Genomic DNA, 26,624 nt, shown 5'->3' on the forward strand with positions numbered 1-26,624 from the left:
TATTAAGAAATGGGGACGACATTGGTTTCGACTGTTGTTGGCTTGGATTCAGTGGCACGTAGGGGTGAGGGACCTCTTAAAAACCTTCAAAACAATAACTGCAAATAACGAATTTGCTCTAGCAGCTTAATTTTAAGCTCTACGGTTTCGGTGGCTGTTTCCTTGGGTGGCCTAGAAACCGACACCTCTCTAAGGACCTTTCGGATTTGTTGCCCGCTTCGAACCGAATTGAACTCTAAGTAGGATAGGAATGAGTCCCCCGTTTGTAGGGTAAGTCTTTCCGAAATTGATTTGCAAACTAAACGTGTAGAAGCTGCATTTGAGGACGATAGGACCCGGGTTCGACTCCCGGCGTCTCCAGAGTTCATTTTAAATAATTACAAATCTATATTCGTCTAACAACCTATTTACGACGTGAGTCGAACGACTGCGAGAGTCAGAAACAGTAGCGACCCATAGGGAGCGTGAAGCTGTTTCTGTCGAAGGCAGGATGCCTGAGAACTCGAGCAGGACGGGTCGGAGGTTGCCTGACCTGGAGGAAGGCAACGGAGACCGACTCACCGAACGTCTCCAAGTTTCGGTATAGGTTTCGGTATTCGCTTCTCGCGCTCAAGCTGGCCTTCCTTGGCCAGATTTCGCGCCCGCACCCATCCATGGGTGCTTTTCGAAGCAAACACCTCCACAATGGTTATCACGCTAACGCATTTACATGTTTGTTGGTGTATGAAAGAAAGGTTCCTTGTCACTAGAGTTGATAACCTAACGTGAAAATATGCTGGTTATTTATTGATTGGTTTGAAACATGCGTTAATGGAAACATTGATGCAGACCCATACCGTGTTTTCCTTTTGTCGAATTTATCATCTGGAAATAACTTGGAAGCACTTGGTCTTTATACTCTGTTAAAAGGTGATGTGAATCCTAAATCAATAGATCCATTACTAGCTTTGTTTTACTCTCAACTCGCAGGAAAGCAACTAAGTCCCCTTGAATTGTATGCTCTATTGACGTTAGGGATTGGACGTGTGAACTCCTCCTCCAATTATGCGAAAAGTTTTATTGAGGTAAGCGTTCATTCTATTGTTCCACACATAAGATAACGGAAAGTGCATTACAACTCCCTAAAGTTGAAGTGAAAATTGATGTGCCCGTTGCTGCAACACCCGAATTGTTTATACCAGTTCCATCCGTCCAACGATTACAATGGTTATTTGTGCGTGTTGTCCAACCACCAGTTGCAAGACCGGTATGTATGTTTGATAGTGCATTGACATCAACATCTAATAATTGTGAAGTAAAGATTCCAAAATTATCAGTTACCGCAAATTTTTGGGAGTCTCCAGTTCTATAATAAGAGGTATTTGGTTTTAAAATCCAATCTTTATGTTCTGAATTTCCACCTGTCGTACAATTTGAAGTTGTACAGGCAATACGATTCACATCATCCACAAGAAAGGCTTTATAGACGGCTCGACTTGGAAGTGGCGGTTTTTTTGCATCACTCATGCAAATGGCGTCAGCACCTGCAATTCCATTTCGATTCCCAACATAGGTTATACTTGTGGAGTAAAATCTACATTCAGTACAAACAGGTACGGGGAGGTTACAAGCAGATAATTGCCCCGTGAGACACAGAAGAGTTTCATTTTCCTTAAAAGAATTGGATTGGAAATCACTCGGATTATTAAGTTCCGGCTGTGTGCACTGGAAAAATAGGAAAAACAAAAGCAAAATCAAATACTGCATATTTTGATTATAAACTCTTATGAATTCAAATCAACTTAGAAATCATACCTTACAAAATCATTTTGAATCCAAACAAAATTTGGAATGAAACAAAACTCCAAAACAATCAAAATTTAAAACCAACAATTGTTTAGAATCATCTTACGATCACTGTTCATGATTTATTCATTGTTAGATGAGATCAAATACGTTATTTTTGATAGAATCGATTGTTGAGTAAACGAGATCAAAAAGGTTTACGATCGATTCAGACTTCCACAAAACTACTCTTGACAATTTCTCTTAAGATATCGATTGATTGGGAACGGAACCAATATACCATTTGATCTTATCATCCGATGCCCTTGGTGCAAATCACAATACACAGGGAATGTGATGACCCTGATTGGAATTTTTTGTACAATTCCATTCTGTTGGACAATACTTTTACCAATCATCGGTATCTTTTTGTTGGCGCAAGGGATTACAAACTGCCAAAGAGGAACTGATACCATTAGAGCTTGGTACAGCAACGGTAGGTGAAATTACAGAAATACGAAAAGATTACACTCAGTCACTAAACGGAAAATCACCAACTGTTGTGAAATTTTATTCTAAGCCAATGGTGTAAAAGCATCTAATTTCAAAATTGATTAAAGGATTTCAAATTTTATTCAGTGAGTCGATTTACTAAGTTGCAAGATTTGAATCAACTCTGATTCAAAAAAACTACTTTTCCTCATTGAAGAAATCGAATTTTACAAAGGTTAGATCTAGATTATAAAAAAAATGAAACCCCTACCACCCACTAATATTAGCAGGTGGGGAAAAATAAGTTCGAAATGTTTTTTGATTAGAATCTAACTTTTTTATTGAGTCAAATTTAATGTGCCAAGTAAAGTAGGACTAAATTGCAATTCTGGATAAATTTGACCATAGGTGAAATAGTCTGATCCATTTCCATTGGTATCACAATAGGTATAGTTCAAACCACCATCGATTGAAAATCTTGCAACATAGGAATGCGTAGATACACTCGTATATGGCTGGAATTTAAATTTTCCTGCATATTCCGAATTATTTGTATTATCAATGAACGTAGTGGGATTGAATGTCATCGGAAAATACAGCCAGCTTTCATTAGTTCGTGGATCCGTACCTTGAGGTCCATATCCGATTTCGCCTGTGATCAGAGTATTATCAATTAAATTGTTAGTAACATTTGGATAATAAACTCTAGAGTAGATCCAATTTGATTCTGTCGCTGTCGGCCCAACTTGAACATTCATCGAAGTTGGATAATGCAAAATACAATAAGGAATTTCACCATTTTCAAAACCAACACCGTTTTTTGTTCCAATTAGTTTTGTTGCTTTTTGAACTTTATAACTTTTGTACGGAGCTACATCTGTTACAACAAAATCTAAATAATAACCATTGGGATTTGGAAATAAAGGAATATTGTGACAAATGTGATATTGAATTTCTTCTCCATAAGGCATTCTTACACATTGAGTTAAATCAACATTACCATGTATTGATTCTATCCTAAATTTTACATTTTCACTAAACCAACCATTGATCTGTATGTTCGCTGAAGTTTTAGTGGATAAATTAGATGCAGGAGGCGTATGAATTCTCACATCAAATCCAATTGTAAAAATCTTATAATTTACTGAATTGCCAGTGGGACTCATAAGAGTTAGTTCTTTCACTAATTTTCTTGAATAATCCCAAATCACTGGAATAGAATCATTCTGTTGAAAAGGAATCTGAGAAGGCAAAGAATTTGTAAGTACAACCGAACTCGCATTTTCGACAGTATACGTTACATTATATTCCGGCGTATTTGTTTTATTGACTAATATCGTAATGGTTTTTGCTGTCTCATTGATTGTTGTTGATATTGCAGCACCAGGAACTTCAAACGAAGTAAACTTGGGTATCAATTCCCCAATCGTAAAATTTCGAACAAGCTCCGCGGAAACATTTCCTGCATGGTCTTTTGCCAAAAAGCGATATTCCAACACAGTATTGTTAGGTGTGATGATCGAACCTGTATACAATTGACCATTCAGAATGGCACCTGAGGAATCAAAAGATGGAGAAGATCCATTGACTGTATAAATGATCTCGTGGCAACCTGAAGGTACATCATCACAAGTGATGGTGAGTGTCTGTGGTGCTGAATACGTTCCATTCGCAACAGAAGAAGTGATCACTGGACTTGCAAAATCGACAATATAGGAAACAGAAGATGAACCATTTGTTCCGATTAAATTAGCCACACAAACCAATACAGTTTTATTCCCTTCCGCACCAAGTGAAGCAACGGGAATTTCAGAAGTAACTGATTCATTGGCCGCCACTGTTCCCGAAACATTCGTTCCAACGAGAGGAGTTCCGGCAGCACAAGAAGTACCTTGTTTCAAAATGTAGTTTCCTTCTTTATCTGACTTCCAACTGATTGTAGCTATTTGTCCGGATTTTAAATGGGTTGAAGGAAGAACACTATTGATAGTGATCGTTGGAACAACAGTATCCACTGTATATGTTTCACTATAGACAATAGACTGGTTCCCTGCTTGGTCACAAGTTCTTACTTTAAATGTTGTGGTTGTTTGGTTTGGAGTAGGGATTGAAGTTGTGTATACACTACCAGCATTTACCGAACAGTTGGCACCAAAGGATGGAGTAGTACCATTTGTTGTATAAATTACTTTAGAACAACCAGCACCCCCTACATCGGAACAATTCAAAACGACCGATTGAACTGTACCATAATTTCCACCTGAAGGGAAAATTGTAACACCAGGGACTGTGTCATCTCGGTTAACAGACGCAACACCAAAACCTGTTACTCCACTGCTTGTCACACAAATGCGAAGTGCATTGGTACCCAAGTTTAAGGATGACGCAAGAATCGAACCTGAGGTTTGGTTTACATTAGCTGTCACATTCCCTGAATACAAAACGGTTCCTGAATTACAATCGGCAGCATTTTTACGAATGGAATATGTCCCTGTTTTCGAAGATTTCCATTGGATCTCTGTCGAAAGGATTGAACCAGAAAGCGTACTCACATTGGGAGCGGAAATAGAATTCACTGTAATAACGGGACCAAGTGAAGGTACCATCGGATCTTCAAAGTTAGGTGCACCATCTCCATCAAAATCTGCAGTAGGAAAAGCAGCTGTAATCGGATCAGTTCCCAAAACTGCTACTATCTGATTGATAAAAGGTCCAAGAATACCCGCGTTCGCTTGGTAATACTCGCTAACACTTGCATATCCGTAGTCAGCATAATTTGCCAATTCCTCGATCACCTTATTAGCTATATTCGAAACTGGATTGGGATTGGTTATAATTCCACTTGAGACTAGCCAAATTTGAATGTTTAATCCAACTCCAAACGAAAAATGAACAACTTCCACCTTTATCGTGTTAGAAGAATAATCCACAGAAACTTTCTTCATTTTTTCCAAAGTCGAATCATCTTTTACGTAATACATACCAATACTACGTTCTTCAATTCCAGCTTCAGGTAGTCTACCTTGGTCGTAATTGATATTTAAGTAAGCTGGCTTTAAAAACTTTAATCCCTCTGGTTCGAATTTAAAAACAGGACTTGTGGAATTGTATTCAGTGGGAATCGATCCATTCGGATTCACATTGCGACTGATGGTGATGACTTTCGTTTCTGCAAGTGCCCCAGCTGGAATTTCAAATGAGAAACTACCATCTGATGCTTGCAAAGTACCACCATTGGGTCCGACCTCAGCAGAAACAGATCGAGAAGTATCTGGATTACCAATGAAAAGACCTAAAAAAGAAGCTAAAAAGGAAGATTGGTTTTGTTTGTCTTTCGGGAGTAGAAAACCATTACAGTGATATAAGGATAACCCTAAAAGTAGTACAGTCAGTATTTTTCGTTTCATTTTTCATTCCTTTTTCAAATGTGCACAAAAAATTGCGCAGTTACTCACAATGGTAAGAATTCTATTTCCTGTCAAATATTTTGTTAGGTGGTTTTATATCCCAAAAAATGCAAGATTGCTAATATATTGAAATTACCTCAGGCTATTTCGGGTTCACCAAACGCTACTCTCCTTTCCAATTGTAAATGTTATAGAGCAAGCCCTACATATACTTAGCGCGAAACAATCGGAATATAAACCAGTTCTTCGGAATCTGGATCGTCGTTTTTATATTTCTCTCCCATCACTTCAAAATGAGGACGATTGTCTAATTCGAAGTTTGAATTTGGTAACCAATCCATAAAAATCGAATGGAAAAAAGGCCCTGCTTCACTTGGTAATCCTTTGTAAAGAAATTCAACATACATACCACTCATAAGTGTAAATCCTTCTGTTTCAGATGGATTCGCTAAAGACATCTCCAATTTTTTCCCAACCAAACACTTTTGCTCTATTGTTAAGATCTTTGTTTCCATCCATTTCGATTTCCATATTAGTTCCTAAAAAAGCAACCACCATTCAATGCGAAAAATAACCGAATCAATTAACATCGATTTGATACAGAAACAAATCTTTCAGAAATAAGAAATTTCTAGTCTTGATTGTAAATGAAATCCCTACACTACAATCTTCTTGACTTAAAATGAAAAAACAGATATACCTTTTGGAATGAATGTACAACAATACATTTTGTAACATTCATAACTCACCCCATTCAAAATCAGTTCAAAAGAAGGTCATTATGAGAAAATTAATCATGTGGAATTTAATCACCTTAGACGGATACTTCGAAGGTGAAAAAAATTGGGACCTTAGTTTCCACGGACTTGTTTGGGGAAAAGAATTAGAAGAACTTAGTCTCATCCAACTGCGGTCAGCCGACTACCTTGTGTTTGGTGCTACAACTTACCAAGGAATGGCCGATTATTGGACTAGTGCCCCAGAGGATGAAGGGGAAGTTGCCAAATTCATGAACAGCCTCCCTAAACTTGTATGTTCTACGACACTCCAATCCGCAAAATGGAACAAGACCACAATTACAAAAGATGCGGTGAAAGAAGTCACAAAATTAAAAAACGAAGGTACGGGAAATATGTTTGTTTTTGGAAGTGGAATCTTATCGGCATCTTTGATGAAAGCAAATCTATTCGACGAATACCGGATCTGCATCACTCCTATATTTTTAGGGAAGGGAAAAAAACTATTCCAAGAAGGAATTCCAAACATTCCCTTAAAACTAACGGAGACAAATTCACTTTCGTCTGGTGCAGTGATCCTTCGTTATACGCCTGAGACAAATTAGTAATTGAAAGGAGAAAATACCAAAAAGGAAATTCATTATGACAACTAACAAATTTGACATATCGTTACAAGATGGTGCACACAAACATTTAAAACAACTCCTCGGGCATTGGCAAGGAACCACAAAAACTTGGTTTGAAAAAGATGTATTGGCTGATGAATCAGAAGCAGAAACAACCGTCACAAGTCTATTAGGTGGTCGGTTCATTTGCCTAGATACCAAAAGTAGTTTAGAAGGGAAACCATTCGAAGGGAAAATGATCGTAGGATATGATATCCCTTACCAAAGGTACACGAGTTCTTGGATTGATAGTTTTCATATGGGAACACAAATCATGTTGTCTAGTGGACCACAAAAAGAAAATGGATTCGTTATGACTGGATCTTATGGAAACCCAGAATATGGAGACGACCTTTGGGGCTGGAGGACAGAGTTTCAAATCTTGAGTGACTCAGAATTTTCTCTCATAACCTATAATATAAGCCCCAAGGGCGAAGAGGCAAAAGCTACGGAAACATTTTACAAAAAGGTTGGTTAATGATTGAAACGTTTGGATTTAACTTTTTGGATTATATTCCAAAAAGTTTTCCTATCACTTCTTCATATTCTTTGAATGCTTTTGAGTTTTTGTTTTTTAAAGTATAGGGAGATGGTCCATTTTGATCAATATGTAGAAAAAGAGAAGTTGAAATTTCGTGATGGTGTTTGATTTCAATAACTTCATCAAATAGTTTTAAATACCATTTATCTTTTGTTAATTTTCTAATTTCATCACGCCTTACATCATCGAAATGTTTTTTACTCGTTTGATCCGTATATGCATTGTTAAAAAGAATCGGCAAAACTTCTGGTCCATTTCCATTTCTCTCATACCATACTTCTGGAATAAATTTCTCTAATACTTGTACTGCATTATGGATTGCTTGGGCTGCTTGGTAGTTCACAGGTATTAATACTGCATCCGAAACAGAAACACCCATTTTACTAAAAAAACTCCAGTTTGTAGGGCAATCGATCAAAATATAATCAAATTTACCTCTTGTGCTAAACATCTCTAATAACTTTCTAAACTTTTTAATCATAGATAGGCTTATGGATTTAGTAGCATAAGTAGAACTATCAAAACGTTCATCACCCTTGATGATGTGCAAATTTTTTTTGATTGGAATGGTTTTAATACCTTCTTTGATCTCTTTTCCAAGTAGTATATCAAAGATGCTTGTAGATGAATCCATTTTTTTATGATCAATTTTAAAGGAATCGGTTAGGTCTCTTTGTTGCGGGTCTAAATCAATGAGTAAAACATTTTTCCCCTTTTCTGCTAGTACTCCAGCAAAGTTACCTGTTGTGACTGTTTTACCAACTCCACCTTTATTATTATAAATAGCGATAATTGCAGAATTAAAACTTTCTTCGTAATGGAACGGCTTCTTTAAATATTTTTTTAAGGTAGTAATTGATTTATCTGTATTTGTTTCTAAGTTTAAAATTTCTGTTAGGGCAAAAATTATATTTTCTTTCCTTTTGAAAATCTGTGCGTTTTTTCCATTAATCAATAATCCAAATGGAACCTGCTGCAATTCTTTTGAACGCATATATTCAAATAATTGAAATTTTGTATCCAAGTACGGTTTTCCATTGGGATCGGATAAATTTACTGAATTTGATTTTGTTTCAATTACTAGAAATGGTTTTTGATCTACATAACAAACAAAGTCTGCTTCACCACAATTTTTCAACGATACTTTATCTCGAAAGTTTTCATTATTAAAACCGAACAATTGAATAAGAGGTAATACCAATCGAGTTTCTACTTCTGATTCACGTCCATTTTGCTTGAGTGATTTTATAATATTTAAAAATTCGTGATTCTTTTTTTGTGATGCCATAGTATGGTGTTACAAGATACTAACTGTCATTATTCTAAGATTCCAAAGGAAAAGGCAAAACATATTTCTACCTGATCCTTACTCCAAAGTCGTCAGATAGACTGAATCTCCGCGCCAGGGACTGAAGCGGACATCCTTTCGGGAAAAGAAAGATGGAAGCGTAAGGCCCGGTCATGATACAATTGGATCTGAAATTCCATCCTTTCGAGGCGCCCCAACCTTAAAAAAAGACTTTACAAATTTAAACGAACGATCGTACTAATATTATGAGCAAGGGCGAAGAAACTAAATCATTGATTTTAGACCGAGCTGTTCAAATTGCGAGTGTGCATGGTTTGGAAGGACTTACCATTGGAACACTTGCGGAAGAATTGGGAATGTCCAAAAGTGGTCTCTTTGCTAAATTTTCTTCGAAAGAAAATCTCCAAATCGATGTTTTGCGAAAAGGGAGTGAACTTTTTCGACGTTATGTGTTATACCCCGCTTTAAAATCCAAACCAGGAATTACAAGATTACGAAATGCATTTGTGAGTTGGCTTGATTGGTCCAATCGTTCTGATTTACCAGGTGGTTGTTTGTTTTTGGCATCAAGTTCTGAGTTTGATGATAGACCTGGAATTGTACGTGATCATCTACGAAAAATCCAACTTTCATGGCACTCTTCATTAAAACAATTTGTAGAAGAAGCCAAAGAGAGAGGAGAGTTAGAACCGAAAACAAATGTGGAGCAGTTGGTCCAAGAAATTTGGGGTCTTGTCTTATCCTTTCATTTTTACAATCGTTTATTGGAAGATAAATCTTCTGAGAAACGAACCAAACAATGTTTTAACGAATTAATCAAACGACATATGAAATAAACGAATCCCAATTAAGATGTGAAAATTAAGTAATACAGGAGATTTTTATGAATACAATTAGCACGACCGTTCGTTCTTTAAATGGAGAATATCCAATCCCCATGGAAAAAAAATGGGAATTTGCAAAAAAGAATCCAAATTGGATAGGATTTGTCACTGTGCAAAAGTTTTTGAAAACACAGAAACAAAGTCCTTCCAGAAAGGAAATGGATGTATTAGACAAGGCAACCAAATCATTGTTACAAGTAAAAGAACATAAAATTCAATATTATATTTGGAATTCGGAAGGAGATTCAAAAGGAACCATTTTACTCATCCATGGATGGAATGGTCATACTGGAAACTTTTCAAGGTTCATCCCATCTCTCATCGAAGAAGGTTACAAAGTTGTAGGAATTGATTTACCAGGTCATGGATTTTCATCAGGCCGGTATTCTAATATTGTTTTATCAGCAAAAATTGTGAAGGAACTTACAAACCAGATTGGAGATCCAAATTTTATCATCACACATTCTTTTGGTGGAGCTGTTGCGACAGTAGCACAAGAGTTAGGTGTGAGTGCAAAGAAATTGGTTTATATTGCACCACCATCCAAATTGGAATTATTGATCCAGGACTTTAGTCGGTATTTTGATTTAACGGAAACGGAAGAAAACAATATGCGTTTGGTATTGGAGAAAAAAGTGAAACGAACCATGGCAAGTATTGATTTAGAAACTTCTGGTCCCAACTTTGAGAATCAACTATTAGTCATCCATGACCAAGGTGATGTTGAAATCCCCTACAGTATGGGTGAAGTAGTAGCAAGGTCATGGAAACAAGGAAAACTCATCTCAACAAATGGATTGGGTCATAAAATGATCTTACGATCCGACTCAGTGAAGGATGAGATACTTAATTTTTTAACGAATCACTAACATTCAAAACATTAGGATATCTTTTTATTGATTTCCCATAGAAGCCAAGGTTTTGGCTTCTTCTTTGATCATTTGGATATGTTCTTCTAAGTCTTTTGAAGCACGACTGATTTCATTCACTTCCATCTCCAATTGGATGATCCCTTTGGAGGCTTCTTTTTGACCTAATAATTGTTCTTTGGTGGATCCAGCAATTTGATTCGATAGTTCTCTGATTTGAGATAATTCCGATAAAATGGAAGACAATGTGTTCCTTTGTTCGATATAGAGTTGGTTCATATTTTGGATTTGCACTAAAGTTTGGTTTAGGCGTTCAATTTGCGATTTTGCAAGTTCACCAGTATTTTTTGATGCGTTCCTAGCATTGGTAATGATCTCTTTTGAACTTTTGACAACACTTGAAATTCGTTTTACGTTATTTTTTGTAAACTCAGCGAGTTTACTCACTTCATTGGCAACTACAGCAAAACCTTTACCAACATCACCCGCACGAGCTGCTTCAATTGAAGCATTTAACGCAAGTAAGTTTGTCTTTTCCCCAATTTCGGCAACAATATTATTGATTTCATTCACTTGGTCAAAAGAAGCTTGGATGGATTCCAAATGCGATGCAGTTTGGTCTGCCACTTCTGTGACGGACATACTTTCTTTTTTATTGATTTCTGCAATTTCTACAAGTTGTTCACTTTGGATTAAAATTTGGTCAACTGTCTCTTTTAATTCTACTGTATCAGCAACCATACTTTGTACTTTATTATTTTGTTCTTCAATGGAAACTCCATTTGATTCAAAGGAACTTGAAAGTTCAGAAATCACAGCAGTGATCTCTTCCAAAGAAGCCGCTTGCGATTCTAATTTTACAGATGTATCGGAAACAAATTTACTAAAATTATTAATCGAAGATTCTAATTTGAGTGCAGCATTTGCAGAAACTTTACTTCGTTCTTTTGTTTGGTTCAGGAGTACTTCTGCTTCTTCCGCTTTAATATCCGCTAAAGAACTAATTTATGTCAAAAGTTGGACTAATAAACTGACAATGTATCCTGCAATCATGATGAAAATTGGTTTCATCACTTCTCCTGCTAATCCAACATAACCAATTTCTTGTGATTGCTTTGGATCCACTGAAAGTTGGATACCACCTACATTCACCGCAACAATCAAAGCAATCGCCGATAAGACAGAACCCAAAAGTGAGTTCATCAAAACAAATTTACGATCCCCTAAAAATCCAGAATAAATCGCGTTAAAGAAAAAGATAAAATACACAACTGCATTCGAAAGAGCAGCTTCTGCTTCTTCTAAACTCAACGAACAATCTAAGATGATGGTTAATGATAAAACTAATGTGTCCATTAAGATGAGAATTTTATGAAACCAAGTGGGTGGGTTTGTTTTTTTTTCTAATACATATGCAAGTGCACAATAAAAACCCATTGTACAAGTTCCAATCATATGGATGAGGAACATCTTCGGTTGGAATTCATCTTTGGCCCCAATCATGGCAAGTAGGAAGAGTAATACTAATCCAAAACGAATTCGGTTGATGATGATTTTTCCCTGTTTCCAAAGATCTGCGATTGATAACACTCTATACCCTCAAAATACAAACTTACCTATCCTTTTGGGAATTTAGGCAATAACCTGGTGATCGACAATAGTCTACTAAAAAAAAGGAATGAATCTTACTGTCGAGTTTGAATTTTTAACCTGGGAATTGGATTTTTTTTGTCCTCAGCGGATCAAGTATCGGATGGGAAAGGGATGTATTGGTGGCAAAACAAGCGGGTTATTCTGGAAAATCGGTCATCGAAAAATTAGGGATCAAGGACAATATGTCCCATTATTTTCTAAATCGACCAAATGGACTCAATTTGGCAGATTGGGGGGAAATGCCTGTACCAGTCAAAATTTCCAAAATGGTTTCTGATTTAGATGAAAACAAAATCCGAGATTTTGCCTTGGGATTGGGACTTGAGGATACCAAGTCTGCGCGATCGATCCGATTTGGTCGGGTTTCAAGTTGGTGATCCGGAAACCAAACCGCTAAATCTGGAAGTTTTTTGAATCTGGAATCGTTATAAAAATGTCATAAAACAACCCTTCGATTATGACAAACCTCCATTTCCGAAAAAAAATGCACAACAAACAAGCAGTTTCGCGTATATGTAACTAATTTGTAATATTCTTGTCCTCCAAACCTGTCATAGATTCAATGTGCTTGTAACCAGACTGAAACATTCTCATGGAGGTATCCTCTATTGAAATGAATCCAAATCAGTACAGACAAACATCGAATGAATAGTATCACAAAAGTAGCTTTGGGACTCTTATTATTAGTTAGCATACTTTCTGCCGAACCAGAAGTGACCCGCACAAACGAACCAAATCCCGCAGATAACCAATCGAAAAAACCACAAACGAAGGTTTACCAAGAACTCTACGAAGACACCGAAACTGGGCAAATTTATACCAAACCAGGACCCAATCGTGTGAAGGTGGAATATAGCCGCCCCCTTTCCAATGGAAATGCCACGACCCTACCTGATGCATTTGCACACAGACCTGATGATACTGCAAAAGAGAAATTAACGATTTATGGACGTATCCAATTCAGAGGAGTCTCTGGCACTGAAGATTCTCTCTATAACAATGGTCATCGAGATTTCAATAATGTGGATTGGAACTTCAGACGTTTACGATTAGGCGCTCAATACGAAAACGATTGGTGGGGAACTAATATCCAACTCCGATTGGAGAACATGTTGAATCGACCTGATATTGTCCAAACAACTAGTACATTAAATTATTTAGATGCAAATGGTCGACAAGCAACAACGAGTTATGTATCCAACACAAGATTAAAAGATAATCGTGGTTACATTCATGAAGCATTTGGGTATGCAAAAATACCTTATGCTGGATTACGATTTGTGTTTGGACAATTACCAACTCAATTCAGTCGTGAATACTTACAATCATCAGCTAACTTCGTCACATTAGAACGAAGTATGATCGTAAATGCAATTCCACAATTTGATCATGGTGTTATGATCCAAGCAACTCCACTTAAAGAATTAGATCACAAATGGGAACGATACTTACAAGTTTCCTTAATGGTGAGTAACGGAAAAGGTGGTGGTGGTGATTATGGTACTGGTAGACGACAAGACTTAACAACTGCAAATCGTTATGGAGCAATAAATACATCTCCTATATATTATGCACGAGCACAAGTGAATGTGTTTGGTGGATTAAAACGAGAATCTGACGGAAAAATGGTGAATTGGCAAGAAGGAGAAGAAATTTTCCAACGAGAGATGAAATGGTCTTTGGGTGCAGGTTATCTACAGACCCAAAACTTAATTACACCAGCACTTTACGTTCCTGAATACACTCCTGGTACAACAAGTGGGATTCAATTATTAACTGCGCAAGGATCGAATCCGGATCGAGGGAGTTTAGATGCAAATGGAAATCCAAACTTTTTAGTTCAGAATTCTGTTCCTACATTGGCGCGACCAAAAATGGGATTAGTGGGACACACTTACGATACAACGTTTACCTACAAAGGTATTTATTTATCTGGTGCTTATACAAAGTTTGGTGGTGCCGCTTCGAATGATTTATATGGATACCATGGAACTATTGGTTATAACATTCCATTTTTGGATCGTTATTATATCATGCCATTGTTAAAATATGAATACATCCAAGGAGACTTCAATCGAAATGGAAAGGTCGATCCTACTGATTCTTTAAGAGTGTATTGGGCAGGATTGAACTTATTTGGTGATAAACATCATTTCAAAGCACAACTCTACTATCAAATTTTAGGAAATCAATTTGATGTAAATCCCAACACAGGAAACTCAATGCCAATTGATGATAGACGTGTTTATTTGCAATTCCAAGCGAACTTTTGGACGGGAGTTGTTTCTCCAGAAGCTTACAGTTATAGGCCAAACTAAAAGGTATATTTATGAAAATTAAATTAACATTCATGACCAGAATCATTTTAACACTTTCACTTTCTTTATTCCTTTTAAATTGCCAATCGAAGGAACAAGACAGAGAAGGTATCTCTTCCCTAATCATCAACAATATACTCAATGGTGGAGTCGATAGAAACAAGTCTCTTGTGATTATGGAAGTTGCCGATTTAGGTGGTTCTTACACAGGAAATTGTTATGATACTTTCCAACTCAATGGTGGAAATATTGGACCTACATCTTATTTCAACACTCCACCAGGTGGTGCTGGCGGATTATTGAATACGAACATTAAAAAATACAATGTATCCACATCGAGTTGTACTGATTTGGGATTTGCAAGTGGAACCAATTTTGGATCAACATCACAAAGACCTAACTCAAATGATGGCTTCACATTTAAAGTGTATACTTGTGATCCCAATAACAATCCTTGTTCGAGATCTGCGATTACGGCATCTGGTTTCTAATCAAACTAGATTCACTCTGTTTTTAGATAAATTCTTAGCTCCACAAAAGGATAAATCCACTATCCTTTTGTGTCTTTTGTCATGATCCCACTTATTTTAATCCATTCACTTCTAAAAATGCAACGAAGCGTTCAGAAATAACTTTGGTTTCTGACCCTAAGATGATAAAAAAAGATAGAATCTCTTCTTTCTGATTTAGAATATTACTCCGATGAACATCCGTTCATAACTCAATTGGTTAATGTTTGGTTATGAAGGTTCTCTAGGAAGATTCAAATATGAATTATAACAATGATTACCAAATTGTTTTGGGTTTGGTTTTGGCTCTCATGATCTTTGGAGTTGCCTTAGAACTTCGATTCATTGCTTTTAAAGCTGTTTTACAAAGACCTATAGCTGCTCTTGCTGGCCTCATTGGCCAAGTGGTTTTTTTACCTTGGGTCACTTTGCTTATCACGCTTGTTTTGGATCTTCCTGCCGGAATTGAATTAGGAATGTTGTTAGTAGCTGCAAGTCCAGGTGGAAACCTATCCAATATCATTACCCATCTTGGTAAAGGAAACACTGCACTTTCTGTGAGTATGACAGCTATTTCAAGTTTATTTGCTATCATTACTTTACCACTTAACTTTACTTTAACGGCAAATTTAAATCCAGTTACCTATGCTATGATTTCTGGATCAGGAGATCTTAGGATTGATAGTTTGATGATTGTCAAAGGATTAATTGTATTATTACTCATTCCATTATTACTGGGAATGTTCTTAGGAAATTTTGTCACTGGTTTCGCTCATAAAATCACTCCGTTTTTTAAACGTGTTTCATCGTTTGCATTTTTAATCTTTCTAATCGTTGCTGTTGGTGGGAATTGGAAAATCTTTTTAGACAATCTTGGTTTTGTCTTTGTGATTGTTGTTTTTCATAATTTCATCGCTTTAGTCATTGGGAATTTAATTGCGAGAGTTTTTTTACAAAACGAAGCAAACAAACGTGCCATTACCATTGAAGTTGGAATGCAAAATTCAGGGCTTGCCTTAGGACTCATTCTCACACAATTCCAAGCAGAGCCAAACATGGCTTTGGTGGCGGCGTTTTGGGGAATATGGCATATTATCTCTGGTTTGATTCTGGTGTCATATTGGAAAAGCCGACCTCCCGTAGAAGGAAACTAATTTGAAAGTTTTAGTGACTGGTGGTGCGGGTTATATTGGATCCACACTCATCCAACATTTATTAAAAATCTATCCAACTTGGCAAATCATGGCAACTGATATCAAACCAATGCCTATTTCACCTGTCTCTTCCCAATTTGAATTTCAAATTTTGGATATCAGTGATCGAAATTCTGTTGTTGATTTGATCCAAGACTGGAAACCCAATTCGATTGTCCATCTTGCATCAATTCTCAATCCTCCGCCTGGTATGAGTGAGGAAAAGCAGTGGAAAATTGATGTACAAGGCACCAAGAATGTGTTAGATGGAGCAGCATATGCTCGAACGGAACAAGTGATCATCACAAGTTCAGGTGCAGCCTACGGTTATCATAAAGAAAATAAAGAATGGATTGAAGAAACAGATCCCATACGGGGCCATTCGGCGTTTGTATATTCCAAACACAAACGTGAAGTGGAAGAATTATTAACAGAATACAGATCCATATTCCCTCAGCTCAAACAATTGATCTTAAGACCCGGAACCATCCTTGGCAAAACAGTGAATAATCTAATTACCGATATGTTTCAAAAACCTTTTGTGATGGGTATCTTAGGCCACAAAAGTCCATTTGTGTTTATTTGGGATGAAGATGTAATTCAAATCATCACCAAAGGAATAGCCGAAAAAAAGGAAGGTAAGTTTAATTTAGCCGGAGATGGCGCTCTCAGTTTACAAGAGATCAGTAAAATGATCCGAAAACCATATATTTCCATTCCTGCTTTTTTGTTACAGACCTTGTTATTGGTACTTAAGAATCTTCGGCTTACGCAATATGGTCCCGATCAAATCGATTTTTTACGTTATAGGCCTGTTTTATCAAACACACAATTAAAGACAGTATTTGGCTATATTCCCAAGTACAACTCAAAAGAAACATTCATAATGTATTTAAATGCCAAAGGAGTTCCATTCGATGAAATTTAAAATTTTAGTTTTTGGATTATTATTCACCTACTCTTCGTTATTTGCAATCCAGTTGGATATCAAAGATAGTGATGGAAAAAGTTTGGATCTTGTTATGATTACGATTAAGGCCGAAAAACCTCAAGTTCCACCTCGTGATGACCATGGTTATCCACCAGAAAGACTTGAATTTATGATTACACCAGAAGTTACAATGTTTACAAATCCCAACGGCAAGGTAAATATCTCATTTCCATATGCACCAAAAGTTAACATTCGATTGCGTAAAATTGGTTATAAAGATGTAAATTTACGATCCTATTCTAATCAGAGTTTTGTATCGTTTCGAATGGAAAAACAAACAGATCTAAATTTACTGGTAGGTCAATATCCTTCTAATAGTTGGGTCGCAGCACTTAACTTTGGTGAAGACAAAGACTTAAGAAAAACATATTTAGAACAATGTGGTTTTTGTCACCAACAAGGAAGTTTTTTCATGAGAAGAGCTTTCTCAGAAGGTGATTGGGAAGATATCATCAATCGAATGATGGGTTATGGTGCAAGACCTCATGGGAAAGCTAAGAAAAAACTTCCAAGTTTACTTTCAAATGCATATGTTGAATTACTCAAACACCCCGAACGTGTGTCACCTGGTCGTCCATGGGGAAAAGAGTTATATGGGGCTGTCATCAGAGAATGGCCTATGGGTGATAGTTTCTCCCAAATGCATGATTTACTATACCATAAAAAAACTGGTTTAGTTTACGTAGGTGATAATATCCAAGACCGTCTTTGGGAAATTGATCCTAATACAGGTAAAACGGTAGTATATAAGGTTCCAAAACAACCAGATGATGAGTTGGGTGGTCTGTTACCTGGAAGGTTACGATCATTCCAAAAACATGAAACTTATGTTGGTTTACATTCTCTTGCGGAATCTCCAGTTGACGGAAATATTTTTATCACTCCTTCCTTACAAAAACGAATCACAGAGTTTGATCCAAAATCCAAACAGTTCAAGGACCATATGTTTCAAAATGGACTTTATCCACATACCATTCGTATTGACGATAAAGACCGAGTTTGGTTTACGTTAGCACTTTCAAACCAGGTGGGAATGTTTGATCGTAAAGATCTTTCTTTCCATTACTTCGATTTACCTGCAAGAACCAAAAAAGAAAGTTTTAGTTTATGGATCAGTGGATTCATTGTGAAACTTATGAATTGGGGTTTTCCAATGCACTTGTTACCAGTTGATGAACGTGTGAGTGGAATGCCACTGCCATATGGGATTGATGTTGCACCTGATGGAACAGTTTGGTTTACAAGATTACATGCAGACACAATTGGTAAAATCAATCCGAAGGATTTTTCCTTTCAGGTGATTGAAACACCTTTCCAAGGTCCTAGAAGACTTCGTGTGGATCGAGACAATCATGTTTGGATTTCCGTTTTTCCAGAAGGGTCAATTGCCAAGTACACTCCAGAAGATGGAAAGTTCAAACTATACCCACTTCCAACAGCAGTTGATGGCGTGGAGACACCTTATTCTCTGAATGTGGATAGAAAACGTAATCTTGTTTGGGTCACAGGAACTTCATCAGACAATTTGATGGTAATGGATATCAAAACAGAAAATTGGAAAGTATATCCAATGAGTCGAAAGGTTACATTCACTCGAGACATTGAATTTTCTCCAGAGGGAAAAGCATATTCTTCGAATGGTGCCTTTCCAAGTTGGCAAATTGAAGATGGGCAACCAACTCTTATGGAAGTAACACAGACAAAATGAGTTCCTCTAATACTTATAACCAAGGACAAATGATTCGATTTTTGTCCGCATCCTTCTTGGGTTTTTTAGCTGGTCACCTAACTAACTATAGTGTTATTTTATATGCACAAGATGTTTGGAACCAAGATGCATTAGCAGGAATTGGATTTGGATTATGTTTTGGAGTTCCCTTGGTATTAGGATGGTTTGCAGGAGCTTGGTGTGACTCTCACTCACCACAAATTTTAGCACAAATTGCCCATGGTTCTTTTTTAATTGCACTAGGACTATTAAATCTTTCATCAAAATTGATTGGTTACACTTCTGTTTCTTTATTTTTACTTGCAGCTTTTTTTGTTGGAGTGGGTTGGTCAATCCTTGCTCCCGCCAGGATGTCTTTACTTGGCCGATTGGCAGGAGAGAAACAAAAAAAAATGGCAGTGATATTTAATGTGCTCGTGATGTTAGGTTTTGGTTCTGCCCCACCTATATTGGCGTTTTGCAGAAGTATTGGTTCCTGGCAGATGGTTCACATCACTGGTGTTAGCCTATTTTTAATAGCAATGTGTTTACTCATCGGGATCAAAACTGAAGGACAAGGAAAAACTTCTTCTGCTTGGGATAGGATTCTACGTGGGGTATCTTATGCAAAAAACCATACATTACTTAGACAGACACTTATATTTTCGATTGTGATCTATTGTTCTATGGGACCAGTCCAGGTGATGCTGCCTAGGTATGCAAAAGGTGTATTACAATTAGGTGAGATGGAACGTGGATTCTTTTTAGGAGCCCTTGCCTTAGCTTTACTTTTGGGAGGAGGTACCTCTTTAAAACTAGCAAAACCGTTTGGTTATGGAAAATTGATTCTCACCTCTGGATTGTTATGTGGATTAGGTCTATTAGGCATTGGACTCAGTTCACAATTATGGCTTTCCATAGGTTTATTACTCGTAAGTGGATTTGGTGCTGGGGCTAGTATCAGTTTGCTTGTTGCAATCCTTCAATCAGAAGTGAGCCAAGAATACAGAGGAAGGTTAATGAGTTTGTATACAATTACAAGCCAAGTGGTACCAGCATTTGCAGGATTTTTATCGGGGATGATTCTTGTCAAAGTTTCGATTCCAACAGCAGTTGTATCTGCAGGAATTCTATTAACACTGATTGTGATTTTTACCACAATCAGGTTAAAAACTTTAAGAAATTATATGATATGATTTACCATTGTTGGTACATTTGTTCGGCAAAACCAAACAAGTTTTTAACTTCAAGTTTTGTTCCGTTATCTAAAACCACATATCCATTATAAACACCGAATGCCTTATTCAAATAAGCTTCGGTTTTTAATAATTCAAAGATTTCAGACATCGAAAAATTTTGAATCAGTTGTTTTAAAAAACCGATCATTCCCATAAGATCTATATCTGAATACAATAGATAAACTGGAGTAAAGTTTAACTCCAATCTACCTTGGTTACTCACAAATTTCCAAGGTTTTTTGTAATCTGTAACATCATACTTCCAAACCACTTTATCAAGTTTATGAACTTTCCCTTTGTAAACGATACCATTTTCAGTAGCGTTTTTGGGATCTCCAAATCCATAACCTAAATTTAGACTAAGAAGTTCACCACCAACCATTCCTGCGCCTGCTGCCCAAAGCCATTTATTTTTCTCAGGCCAAGTTCCTCTTCCCCAATCTAACACAGCGTAACTATCTTCTTTAAAATCGTAAATAGATTGTTTGTAAACGATTGTTCCCTTACAGATCAAACTTGGCATTTTGTACTCGTAGAAGAAATCTGATTGAGAAAATGGAGTGATGATTGCAAGTGCTTCATTTGATTTTTCAGTAAATTCAAAATTGCCTTGGATGGTTTCATTAGAGGAATCACCTTGAATTGAATAACTGATGATTCTTTTGCCTTTTTGTTTTTGAATACGAATGAATTGGTTTCCTTTTGTAAATTCAATTGGATCCGTAGTATTGGTTGGGAAAACAATGGCACCTGGTCTCACGAGTTCTGTTTTAGAAAAAATCGTTTTACCTGATTTAAATTCCAATAACTCGATACTTCCCATCGCTAAATTTCCAATATCAGTTACGGTGATTGCGCCTCCGAAATTTTCATTATAGAATGTGTAATGTTCCCATCGTTTATAACGTTTAGGTTCTGCTTTGATGTATGACTCGTTAATCTGAAAGTGTGGAAATCTAGACCAACCTGAAACATTCAGAGTCCCATCTTCTTTGAGAAGAGCTACAGAGGAAGTGTATTCAATTTGTTTTGTCTCAGTTGTATCGGGTTCCGGAATCACTTGAATGATTTTTCCATGTTCATCAACAACCTGGTCTGGTGATAATTTACCTTTTGAACACTGCAAGATTGACATTATCAAAAGGAAAACTCCTATCTTTATAAGAATTTGAAATCGTTTTTCTAACATGAATATCTCCAAAAAACAAGTTTATGATTATGATTCGCTTAACGTCAATAATTCTAAAGATTGAGATCTGATTTGTTCAACATATTGTTCTAAACTTCTAGAAGCATTCGAAATTTGGTTCACTTCGTTCTCTAATGCCATAATCCCTTTATTGACTTCTGTTTGACCAGAAATTTGTTCCTTCGTGCTAAACGAAATTTGAGACGATAGATCATTGATTTCAGTTAGTTGGTTAATCGTATCAAAAATGATTGATTTCTGTTTTTCAAATAATCGATGCATATGACTCACCTTTTCAGTTGTCATTTCTAGTTTTTTAATTTGATTAGTTGTCAAATTTCCAGTTTGGATAGAAACTTCTGAAGCTTCATAAATAAATTTTCTAGAATGGCTGACAACATCAGAAATCATTTTAGCGTTTTTTGCAGTAAAATCAGCTAGTTTACTGACTTCACTAGCTACAACAGCAAATCCTCTACCAACTTCACCAGCACGTGCAGCTTCAATGGAAGCATTTAATGCGAGTAAGTTGGTTTTTTCTCCAATTTCAGCAACGATTTGATTGATTTCATCAACCTTGTCAAAGGATGTTTTGATTGAATCTAAATATTCACTTGTTTTCTTTGATACACCGGCAATTTCAGTTGTATCTTTTTTGTTTTCATTTGCAATCGTAATTAGCTCTTGGTTGATCATACTGATGGTTGCGACCATTTGATTTAAATCATTTGAGCCAGAAAACAAATCAGTAATTTTTCCGTTTTGATCATCTATGATTTTTGCATTTGATTCAAATGAAGAAAATAATTCCGTATTAATCGCTGTTACCTGCTCTAATGAAGCAGCTTGTGATTCTAATCTTTCTGCAGTATGAGATATATAATTGGCACAACTTTGAATGGAGTTTTCTAAATTTTTTGCAGCATCTTGAATGATTTTTTTTTGTTTTAAACTTTGGTTTAATAAATATTCAGATTCCTTGGCTTTTTCTATCCCTTTGTCACTGATCGAAATGAGTAAAGCAATCAGTCTTGATAACAAGATCCCACTCACCATCACAAAGATCCCTTTAATGATTTCAGCAGATGTTCCTACATATCCTATCTGAATATATAAATTTGGATCTTCAGAAGGAATGAGTCCTCCAAAATGTACTGACATAAAATATGATAGGATGACACCAAAACCTGCTAAAAACCCATTAAAGAGTACAAACTTTGGATTCCCTAAAAACCCAGAATAAATGAGGTAAAAAAAAACAACAAGGAGTACTGCAGTATTGTTCAATGCAGACTTTGCTTCCATAGGTCCCATAGAACAATCAATTGATGTATTAATTAAATGGATTCCTATATCGAGTATGATTAATAACTTATGAAACCATTCAGGTGGATTTCCATATCGTAACCAAATATGGCAAACACTAGCGTAGATACCCATGATAATGGTACCAGAGAGGTGAATGTAAAACATAGCCTCTGGCATACTATTTTTTGTACCCAAAAGTGCGGTAAAAAATACAAAGAATAATACGATTCGAATTCGATTAACGGTGATTTTACCATTTTGCCAAAGTGTTTCGATACTCATGTTTAGTTACCAGTGTACTTTGGTTTGCTCTGATTGGCAAAACTATCCATTGCTTCTGCTAAATCGGAAGTTCCTATCAAACTAGATTGTAATTCAATTTCTAACTCTAAACTTTCCTCAAGTGACATTTTATCTCCGCGTTTGATAATTTGTTTAGTGATAGAAATTGTTTTAGGTGGTAATTGTAAAAATTTTCTGGCAAACTGTATTGCCGACTCATCCAATTCATCAGGAGATACTATTTTATGAATTAGATTGTATTGCAGAGCTTTTTCAGGATTGAATTTTTCACCTAACATAATGAGTTCATTTGTAGGACCAATGCCTGCATTTCTTGTGACTCGATTGGTTCCCATGAGTACAGTTAATCCTAGTTTGACTAATGGAATAGAAAAAACTGTTTTTTCACTTACGATTCTGAAGTCACAACATTGGGTTAACATAAAACCACCGCCCATACAAAATCCTTGGATTTTTGCGATAGTAGGTTTTGAGATTAATTCGAATGCCGTAAAACAAGACTGCATCTCGCGCATGTTGGTTTTGAATTCATCTTTTGAAATTTGATTCACCTGCTTTAGAATATCAAATTGGACACCAGATGAAAAATGTTTTCCATTTCCTTGTAAAATAATCGCCCAAACATCTGGATTTGAATCTAATTCTTGGCTAATTGTTTTTAGCTCAAAGAGTGTCTCCATATCCATAATATTTAAATCATTTGTATGTAGTGTTAGTGTTGCGATCCTATCTACAATATCCAATTTCCATGACTGATAACTTTTCATATTAAATCCTTTTACTTACGATACATTGATTCAATTTCTTCACGGTATTTTTCTTGGACACGATTCCTTTTCACTTTTTGAGTCTGTGTAAGTTCATCATGAACTACAAAAGGATTTTGAAGGATGTAGACATTTGATATTCTTTCAAATGATTTAAATCCATTTTTATCTGAAATAAAATGTTTTACTTCATCTCGAATTAGTTTCTGAATCACATCTGATTCATTATAGACAACATGTTTCAAATCTAAATCGATCGAATGCTCTTTTAAATAGTTTTCTAATTTTTCCAAATTTAACAAAACCAAAGCGGTAAGAGTTTTTTTATCCTGACCAACGACAACTGCTTGGTCAATGTATTCACTTTGTTTTAAACAAATCTCAATAGGTTCTGGTTCAACGTTTTCACCACCAGAAAGAACAATTGTATCTTTTGCTCTCCCTGCAAACTTCAAATTCCCTTGTGCCGTCCATACCAAAAGATCACCTGAATTTAACCATCGATCATCTGTTAATACCGCTTTTGTCTTTTCTTCTTCTAGATAATAACCTTTCATATTATGAAGACCATGATGAAGGGCTACACCCTTAATGCCAGGTTCTGTAACTTCTTTTCCAAGTTCATCAATCAATTTAATGGTTACACCTTCTATTGGTTTCCCAACATTTCCCACGGAAAAGTCGTTAAAATGCCGTATCGTTGATACTCCAGAGTTTTCAGTCATTCCGTAGACTTCTAAAATAGGCATACCGATCGCATACATAAATCGATCCACTTCAGCTTGTAAGGCACCTGCTCCAGCAAATGCATATCGCAGTTTGCCACCTAATACTGATAATATTTTCGATAATATAAGTTTTGAGATTGGTAAGATAGGAAGATATATTAGTAATAGTATTAAATTGATGAATTGAGTTAGAATTTGTTTTGTTGTTTTCGGCGAATTTAATCTCGGAACACGATCAAATGCTTTATCATAAGTTATCGAGAAATTTACAGAATTCCAAACAAGTAACTTTAAAAAGTATTTTTTGAAAGCCGAACTTTTTTGAATCGTATCTTTAATTTTATCATAGAAACTTTCCCATACTCTTGGAACGGTAAAAAGAATTGTAGGTTTTGCTTTTGCTAAATCTTTTCCAAGTTCTTGAACACTTGTGAACGCAATTTTAATTCCTGAATAAAAACAAATGGTTTCAAAAATTCTTTCACCACTATGCCAGGGAGGCAAAAAACCCAAGGTCACATCACCTTCACCAACCGTTACACCTGTTTTTCTAAATTCGGCAACGAGAGCTCGGATTTCAAAGAGTATACTTCCATGTGTTAACATGACACCTTTTGGTTTACCAGTGGTTCCTGAAGTATAAATGATGGTAGCTAAATCTTCTTCTTGGATTTCTTCGCCAATTTCATGATATGTTCTATCTTCAATTTTCGCTGCAAATGTTCTCAAATCATTAAAATTAATGATTTGGCAATTGATGGAAACGGAATCAACTTTTGTTTCACCAAATAAAATGATCGTTTGCAGATTTAATTTTTGTAACTCGGGTAAGAATTTCTTAAGTGCTTTTTCATTTTCAACAAAAACAATTTTGCATTTTGCATGAGTCAAAATATAACTTATATCATCTAACGTTGCATCTGTGCCACGAGGAACATCAACACATCCAATGGAAGTTATGGCCATACTTACTTGTAACCATTGGTGCCCGACATCGGCAATGATTCCAATCCGGTCCCCCGCATTTGTATCCAAATGAATTAATGCTTTGGATATGAATTCAGAATTTGCTACAAAGTCATCATAGGATATGTTTTGGTATTCTTTCTTTTGATTTTTATAACTTTGAGCAGGAAGGCTTCCATACAAACGCCTTCCTTCTTGGAGTAAATGATACAAAGTCAATTGTTTCAGATTCGGAACTTTCATTCTATTTCCTATACATTGATGTTCATATGATCGAGTAAAATTTTATCTTTCAATCTTTGCGGTAAAAAACGATTTAAACCCAAAAAGAATGTACTCATAAAATCAACTTGATTGAATAACTTTGGTTTTTTTGCTGTAATGACTTTTACGATCCTTTCAGCTGCTTGTTTTGGATTCGTTGCCTTTTTAATTAGCTCATTGTCTCGGTTGATAAATCGAACACATCTGTCATAATATGGAGAATTTGTTTCTGGTAACTGTTGTGCTTTTGCAGCAAAGTTGGTAGAAACTTGTGCAGGTTGGATCATAGCAACTTGAATCCCAAATGGACTCACTTCATACCGAAATGACGATACCATACCTTCAATCGCAAACTTTGTAGCTGAATAAATGGATTCAAAAGGAAATGGAACTTGCCCAACAAGAGAAGACATCACCACAATTTTTCCGCTTTTTGCCTTTCGCATGGAAGGAACAAATGCCTGTAAAAGTCTTGCACAACCAATCACATTGATATCAAAACATTGTAGTGCCTTGACCAAATTAACTTCTTCAAATGGGCCAAAAAAACCGATACCAACATTAGAAACAACAGTATCAACACCACCAAACTTTTTGAGAACAGCATCTCTAAATTTTAAAATTTTATCTGAATCAGTGATGCTTAATGGCTCAAGATGGTGTTTTGCATTTAATTTGTTAAGTTCATCAGACAAACTGTCTAAATATTTTTTTTCAATATCAAATCCACAAATTGTATAACCTTGTGCTGCCAACATCAAAGAAACTTCTCTACCCATACCTTGTGCAATTCCACTAATAACTACTACTTTATTCATTTT

Annotated in this window: 24 protein-coding genes and 1 other RNA gene; 14 read left to right on the forward strand and 11 right to left on the reverse strand. The window is 36.1% G+C overall.

Annotated elements, in window-relative coordinates; all coding sequences use genetic code 11:
* Positions 1–11 precede the first annotated feature (11 nt).
* Positions 12–363: a transfer-messenger RNA gene (ssrA, locus tag DI076_RS13110) on the forward strand.
* Between the two features lie 401 nt (positions 364–764).
* Positions 765–1,100: a hypothetical protein gene (locus DI076_RS13115; protein ID WP_245918422.1), complete on the forward strand. Its 336-nt coding sequence runs from the start codon at positions 765–767 to the stop codon at positions 1,098–1,100.
* Here DI076_RS13115 and DI076_RS13120 read toward each other — a convergent pair.
* A complete protein-coding gene (locus tag DI076_RS13120) occupies positions 1,078–1,746 on the reverse strand; it encodes a DUF1554 domain-containing protein (RefSeq protein ID WP_108960254.1) in 669 nt (222 codons plus the stop codon). The two genes, DI076_RS13115 and DI076_RS13120, sit on opposite strands and share 23 nt — an antisense overlap.
* A gap of 385 nt (positions 1,747–2,131) precedes the next feature.
* Here DI076_RS13120 and DI076_RS13125 point away from each other — a divergent pair, with 385 nt between their 5' ends.
* The gene (locus DI076_RS13125; RefSeq protein WP_108960255.1) at positions 2,132–2,356 is read left to right on the forward strand and encodes a hypothetical protein; all 225 of its coding nucleotides are present in this window, start codon (positions 2,132–2,134) and stop codon (positions 2,354–2,356) included.
* A gap of 238 nt (positions 2,357–2,594) precedes the next feature.
* Here the strand turns inward: DI076_RS13125 and DI076_RS13130 are convergent, their stop codons facing one another.
* Together DI076_RS13130 and DI076_RS13135 are read right to left on the reverse strand one after the other, a co-directional pair.
* Positions 2,595–5,663: a chitobiase/beta-hexosaminidase C-terminal domain-containing protein gene (locus DI076_RS13130; protein ID WP_108960256.1), complete on the reverse strand. Its 3,069-nt coding sequence runs from the start codon at positions 5,661–5,663 to the stop codon at positions 2,595–2,597.
* A 212-nt stretch (positions 5,664–5,875) separates the two neighbouring features.
* Positions 5,876–6,178, reverse strand: coding sequence for a GyrI-like domain-containing protein (locus DI076_RS13135; protein ID WP_108960257.1), 303 nt, complete (start codon positions 6,176–6,178; stop codon positions 5,876–5,878).
* Positions 6,179–6,444: 266 nt separating this feature from the next.
* Here DI076_RS13135 and DI076_RS13140 point away from each other — a divergent pair, with 266 nt between their 5' ends.
* Positions 6,445–7,005: a dihydrofolate reductase family protein gene (locus DI076_RS13140; protein ID WP_108960258.1), complete on the forward strand. Its 561-nt coding sequence runs from the start codon at positions 6,445–6,447 to the stop codon at positions 7,003–7,005.
* 37 nt (positions 7,006–7,042) lie between these two features.
* Positions 7,043–7,543, forward strand: a complete 501-nt coding sequence (locus tag DI076_RS13145; protein WP_108960259.1) for a DUF1579 domain-containing protein — start codon at positions 7,043–7,045, stop codon at positions 7,541–7,543.
* A gap of 31 nt (positions 7,544–7,574) precedes the next feature.
* On the opposite strand, the gene DI076_RS13150 is transcribed toward DI076_RS13145, so the two are convergent.
* Entirely contained in the window at positions 7,575–8,630 is a 1,056-nt protein-coding gene (locus DI076_RS13150; protein ID WP_369689766.1) for a ParA family protein, read from the reverse strand.
* 530 nt (positions 8,631–9,160) lie between these two features.
* Between DI076_RS13150 and DI076_RS13155 the strand changes: the two genes are divergently transcribed.
* On the forward strand, positions 9,161–9,751 hold the full coding sequence (locus DI076_RS13155; protein ID WP_108960261.1) for a TetR/AcrR family transcriptional regulator: 591 nt from the start codon (positions 9,161–9,163) through the stop codon (positions 9,749–9,751).
* A gap of 47 nt (positions 9,752–9,798) precedes the next feature.
* Complete coding sequence (locus DI076_RS13160) at positions 9,799–10,668, forward strand: alpha/beta hydrolase (RefSeq protein ID WP_108960262.1); 870 nt, start codon at positions 9,799–9,801, stop codon at positions 10,666–10,668.
* A 24-nt stretch (positions 10,669–10,692) separates the two neighbouring features.
* On the opposite strand, the gene DI076_RS20340 is transcribed toward DI076_RS13160, so the two are convergent.
* Both DI076_RS20340 and DI076_RS20345 read right to left on the reverse strand, forming a co-directional pair.
* Positions 10,693–11,502 carry a methyl-accepting chemotaxis protein gene (locus tag DI076_RS20340; protein ID WP_245918423.1) on the reverse strand — a complete coding sequence of 270 codons (810 nt, stop codon included), beginning with the start codon at positions 11,500–11,502 and terminating at the stop codon, positions 10,693–10,695.
* Positions 11,503–11,673: 171 nt separating this feature from the next.
* Positions 11,674–12,258 carry a hypothetical protein gene (locus DI076_RS20345; RefSeq protein WP_245918424.1) on the reverse strand — a complete coding sequence of 195 codons (585 nt, stop codon included), beginning with the start codon at positions 12,256–12,258 and terminating at the stop codon, positions 11,674–11,676.
* A 182-nt stretch (positions 12,259–12,440) separates the two neighbouring features.
* Between DI076_RS20345 and DI076_RS13170 the strand changes: the two genes are divergently transcribed.
* The 7 genes from DI076_RS13170 to DI076_RS13200 all read left to right on the forward strand — a co-directional run bounded on the left by DI076_RS13170 (position 12,441) and on the right by DI076_RS13200 (position 20,236).
* Positions 12,441–12,698, forward strand: a complete 258-nt coding sequence (locus DI076_RS13170) for a hypothetical protein (RefSeq protein ID WP_245918425.1) — start codon at positions 12,441–12,443, stop codon at positions 12,696–12,698.
* Positions 12,699–12,965: 267 nt separating this feature from the next.
* Positions 12,966–14,639, forward strand: a complete 1,674-nt coding sequence (locus DI076_RS13175; RefSeq protein ID WP_108960263.1) for a putative porin — start codon at positions 12,966–12,968, stop codon at positions 14,637–14,639.
* A gap of 32 nt (positions 14,640–14,671) precedes the next feature.
* Positions 14,672–15,130 (forward strand): LA_3150 family lipoprotein, encoded by a 459-nt coding sequence (locus tag DI076_RS13180; RefSeq protein ID WP_245918426.1) that lies wholly within the window; start codon positions 14,672–14,674, stop codon positions 15,128–15,130.
* Positions 15,131–15,408: 278 nt separating this feature from the next.
* Positions 15,409–16,302, forward strand: coding sequence for a bile acid:sodium symporter family protein (locus tag DI076_RS13185; protein WP_108960265.1), 894 nt, complete (start codon positions 15,409–15,411; stop codon positions 16,300–16,302).
* A 1-nt stretch (position 16,303) separates the two neighbouring features.
* Positions 16,304–17,269: an NAD-dependent epimerase/dehydratase family protein gene (locus DI076_RS13190; protein WP_108960266.1), complete on the forward strand. Its 966-nt coding sequence runs from the start codon at positions 16,304–16,306 to the stop codon at positions 17,267–17,269.
* Positions 17,259–19,040: a Vgb family protein gene (locus DI076_RS13195; protein ID WP_108960267.1), complete on the forward strand. Its 1,782-nt coding sequence runs from the start codon at positions 17,259–17,261 to the stop codon at positions 19,038–19,040. Before DI076_RS13190 ends, DI076_RS13195 begins: the two co-directional genes overlap by 11 nt.
* Positions 19,037–20,236 carry an MFS transporter gene (locus DI076_RS13200; protein ID WP_108960268.1) on the forward strand — a complete coding sequence of 400 codons (1,200 nt, stop codon included), beginning with the start codon at positions 19,037–19,039 and terminating at the stop codon, positions 20,234–20,236. Before DI076_RS13195 ends, DI076_RS13200 begins: the two co-directional genes overlap by 4 nt.
* Position 20,237: 1 nt before the next feature.
* On the opposite strand, the gene DI076_RS13205 is transcribed toward DI076_RS13200, so the two are convergent.
* From DI076_RS13205 to DI076_RS13225, 5 genes are all read right to left on the reverse strand, one after another.
* Positions 20,238–21,413 (reverse strand): DUF2804 domain-containing protein, encoded by a 1,176-nt coding sequence (locus DI076_RS13205; RefSeq protein ID WP_245918427.1) that lies wholly within the window; start codon positions 21,411–21,413, stop codon positions 20,238–20,240.
* 81 nt (positions 21,414–21,494) lie between these two features.
* On the reverse strand, positions 21,495–23,057 hold the full coding sequence (locus tag DI076_RS13210) for a methyl-accepting chemotaxis protein (RefSeq protein ID WP_108960270.1): 1,563 nt from the start codon (positions 23,055–23,057) through the stop codon (positions 21,495–21,497).
* A 2-nt stretch (positions 23,058–23,059) separates the two neighbouring features.
* Entirely contained in the window at positions 23,060–23,845 is a 786-nt protein-coding gene (locus DI076_RS13215) for an enoyl-CoA hydratase/isomerase family protein (RefSeq protein WP_108960271.1), read from the reverse strand.
* Between the two features lie 11 nt (positions 23,846–23,856).
* Positions 23,857–25,782: an AMP-dependent synthetase/ligase gene (locus DI076_RS13220; protein ID WP_108960272.1), complete on the reverse strand. Its 1,926-nt coding sequence runs from the start codon at positions 25,780–25,782 to the stop codon at positions 23,857–23,859.
* Between the two features lie 8 nt (positions 25,783–25,790).
* Complete coding sequence (locus DI076_RS13225; protein ID WP_108960273.1) at positions 25,791–26,621, reverse strand: SDR family NAD(P)-dependent oxidoreductase; 831 nt, start codon at positions 26,619–26,621, stop codon at positions 25,791–25,793.
* Positions 26,622–26,624 lie beyond the last annotated feature (3 nt).

It is taken from the genome of Leptospira ellinghausenii, assembly GCF_003114815.1.
Lineage (GTDB): Bacteria > Spirochaetota > Leptospiria > Leptospirales > Leptospiraceae > Leptospira_A > Leptospira_A ellinghausenii.

Bases quoted from the DNA above. Each gene is read 5' to 3' on its own strand.
- DI076_RS13120 (WP_108960254.1), bottom strand. From the start codon at position 1,746: ATGCAGTATTTGATTTTGCTTTTGTTTTTCCTATTTTTCCAGTGCACA.
- DI076_RS13130 (WP_108960256.1), bottom strand. From the start codon at position 5,663: ATGAAACGAAAAATACTGACTGTACTACTTTTAGGGTTATCCTTATAT.
- DI076_RS13135 (WP_108960257.1), bottom strand. From the start codon at position 6,178: ATGGAAACAAAGATCTTAACAATAGAGCAAAAGTGTTTGGTTGGGAAA.
- DI076_RS13140 (WP_108960258.1), top strand. From the start codon at position 6,445: ATGAGAAAATTAATCATGTGGAATTTAATCACCTTAGACGGATACTTC.
- DI076_RS13145 (WP_108960259.1), top strand. From the start codon at position 7,043: ATGACAACTAACAAATTTGACATATCGTTACAAGATGGTGCACACAAA.
- DI076_RS13155 (WP_108960261.1), top strand. From the start codon at position 9,161: ATGAGCAAGGGCGAAGAAACTAAATCATTGATTTTAGACCGAGCTGTT.
- DI076_RS13160 (WP_108960262.1), top strand. From the start codon at position 9,799: ATGAATACAATTAGCACGACCGTTCGTTCTTTAAATGGAGAATATCCA.
- DI076_RS13175 (WP_108960263.1), top strand. From the start codon at position 12,966: ATGAATAGTATCACAAAAGTAGCTTTGGGACTCTTATTATTAGTTAGC.
- DI076_RS13180 (WP_245918426.1), top strand. From the start codon at position 14,672: ATGACCAGAATCATTTTAACACTTTCACTTTCTTTATTCCTTTTAAAT.
- DI076_RS13185 (WP_108960265.1), top strand. From the start codon at position 15,409: ATGAATTATAACAATGATTACCAAATTGTTTTGGGTTTGGTTTTGGCT.
- DI076_RS13195 (WP_108960267.1), top strand. From the start codon at position 17,259: ATGAAATTTAAAATTTTAGTTTTTGGATTATTATTCACCTACTCTTCG.
- DI076_RS13200 (WP_108960268.1), top strand. From the start codon at position 19,037: ATGAGTTCCTCTAATACTTATAACCAAGGACAAATGATTCGATTTTTG.
- DI076_RS13205 (WP_245918427.1), bottom strand. From the start codon at position 21,413: ATGTCAATCTTGCAGTGTTCAAAAGGTAAATTATCACCAGACCAGGTT.
- DI076_RS13210 (WP_108960270.1), bottom strand. From the start codon at position 23,057: ATGAGTATCGAAACACTTTGGCAAAATGGTAAAATCACCGTTAATCGA.
- DI076_RS13215 (WP_108960271.1), bottom strand. From the start codon at position 23,845: ATGAAAAGTTATCAGTCATGGAAATTGGATATTGTAGATAGGATCGCA.
- DI076_RS13220 (WP_108960272.1), bottom strand. From the start codon at position 25,782: ATGAAAGTTCCGAATCTGAAACAATTGACTTTGTATCATTTACTCCAA.
- DI076_RS13225 (WP_108960273.1), bottom strand. From the start codon at position 26,621: ATGAATAAAGTAGTAGTTATTAGTGGAATTGCACAAGGTATGGGTAGA.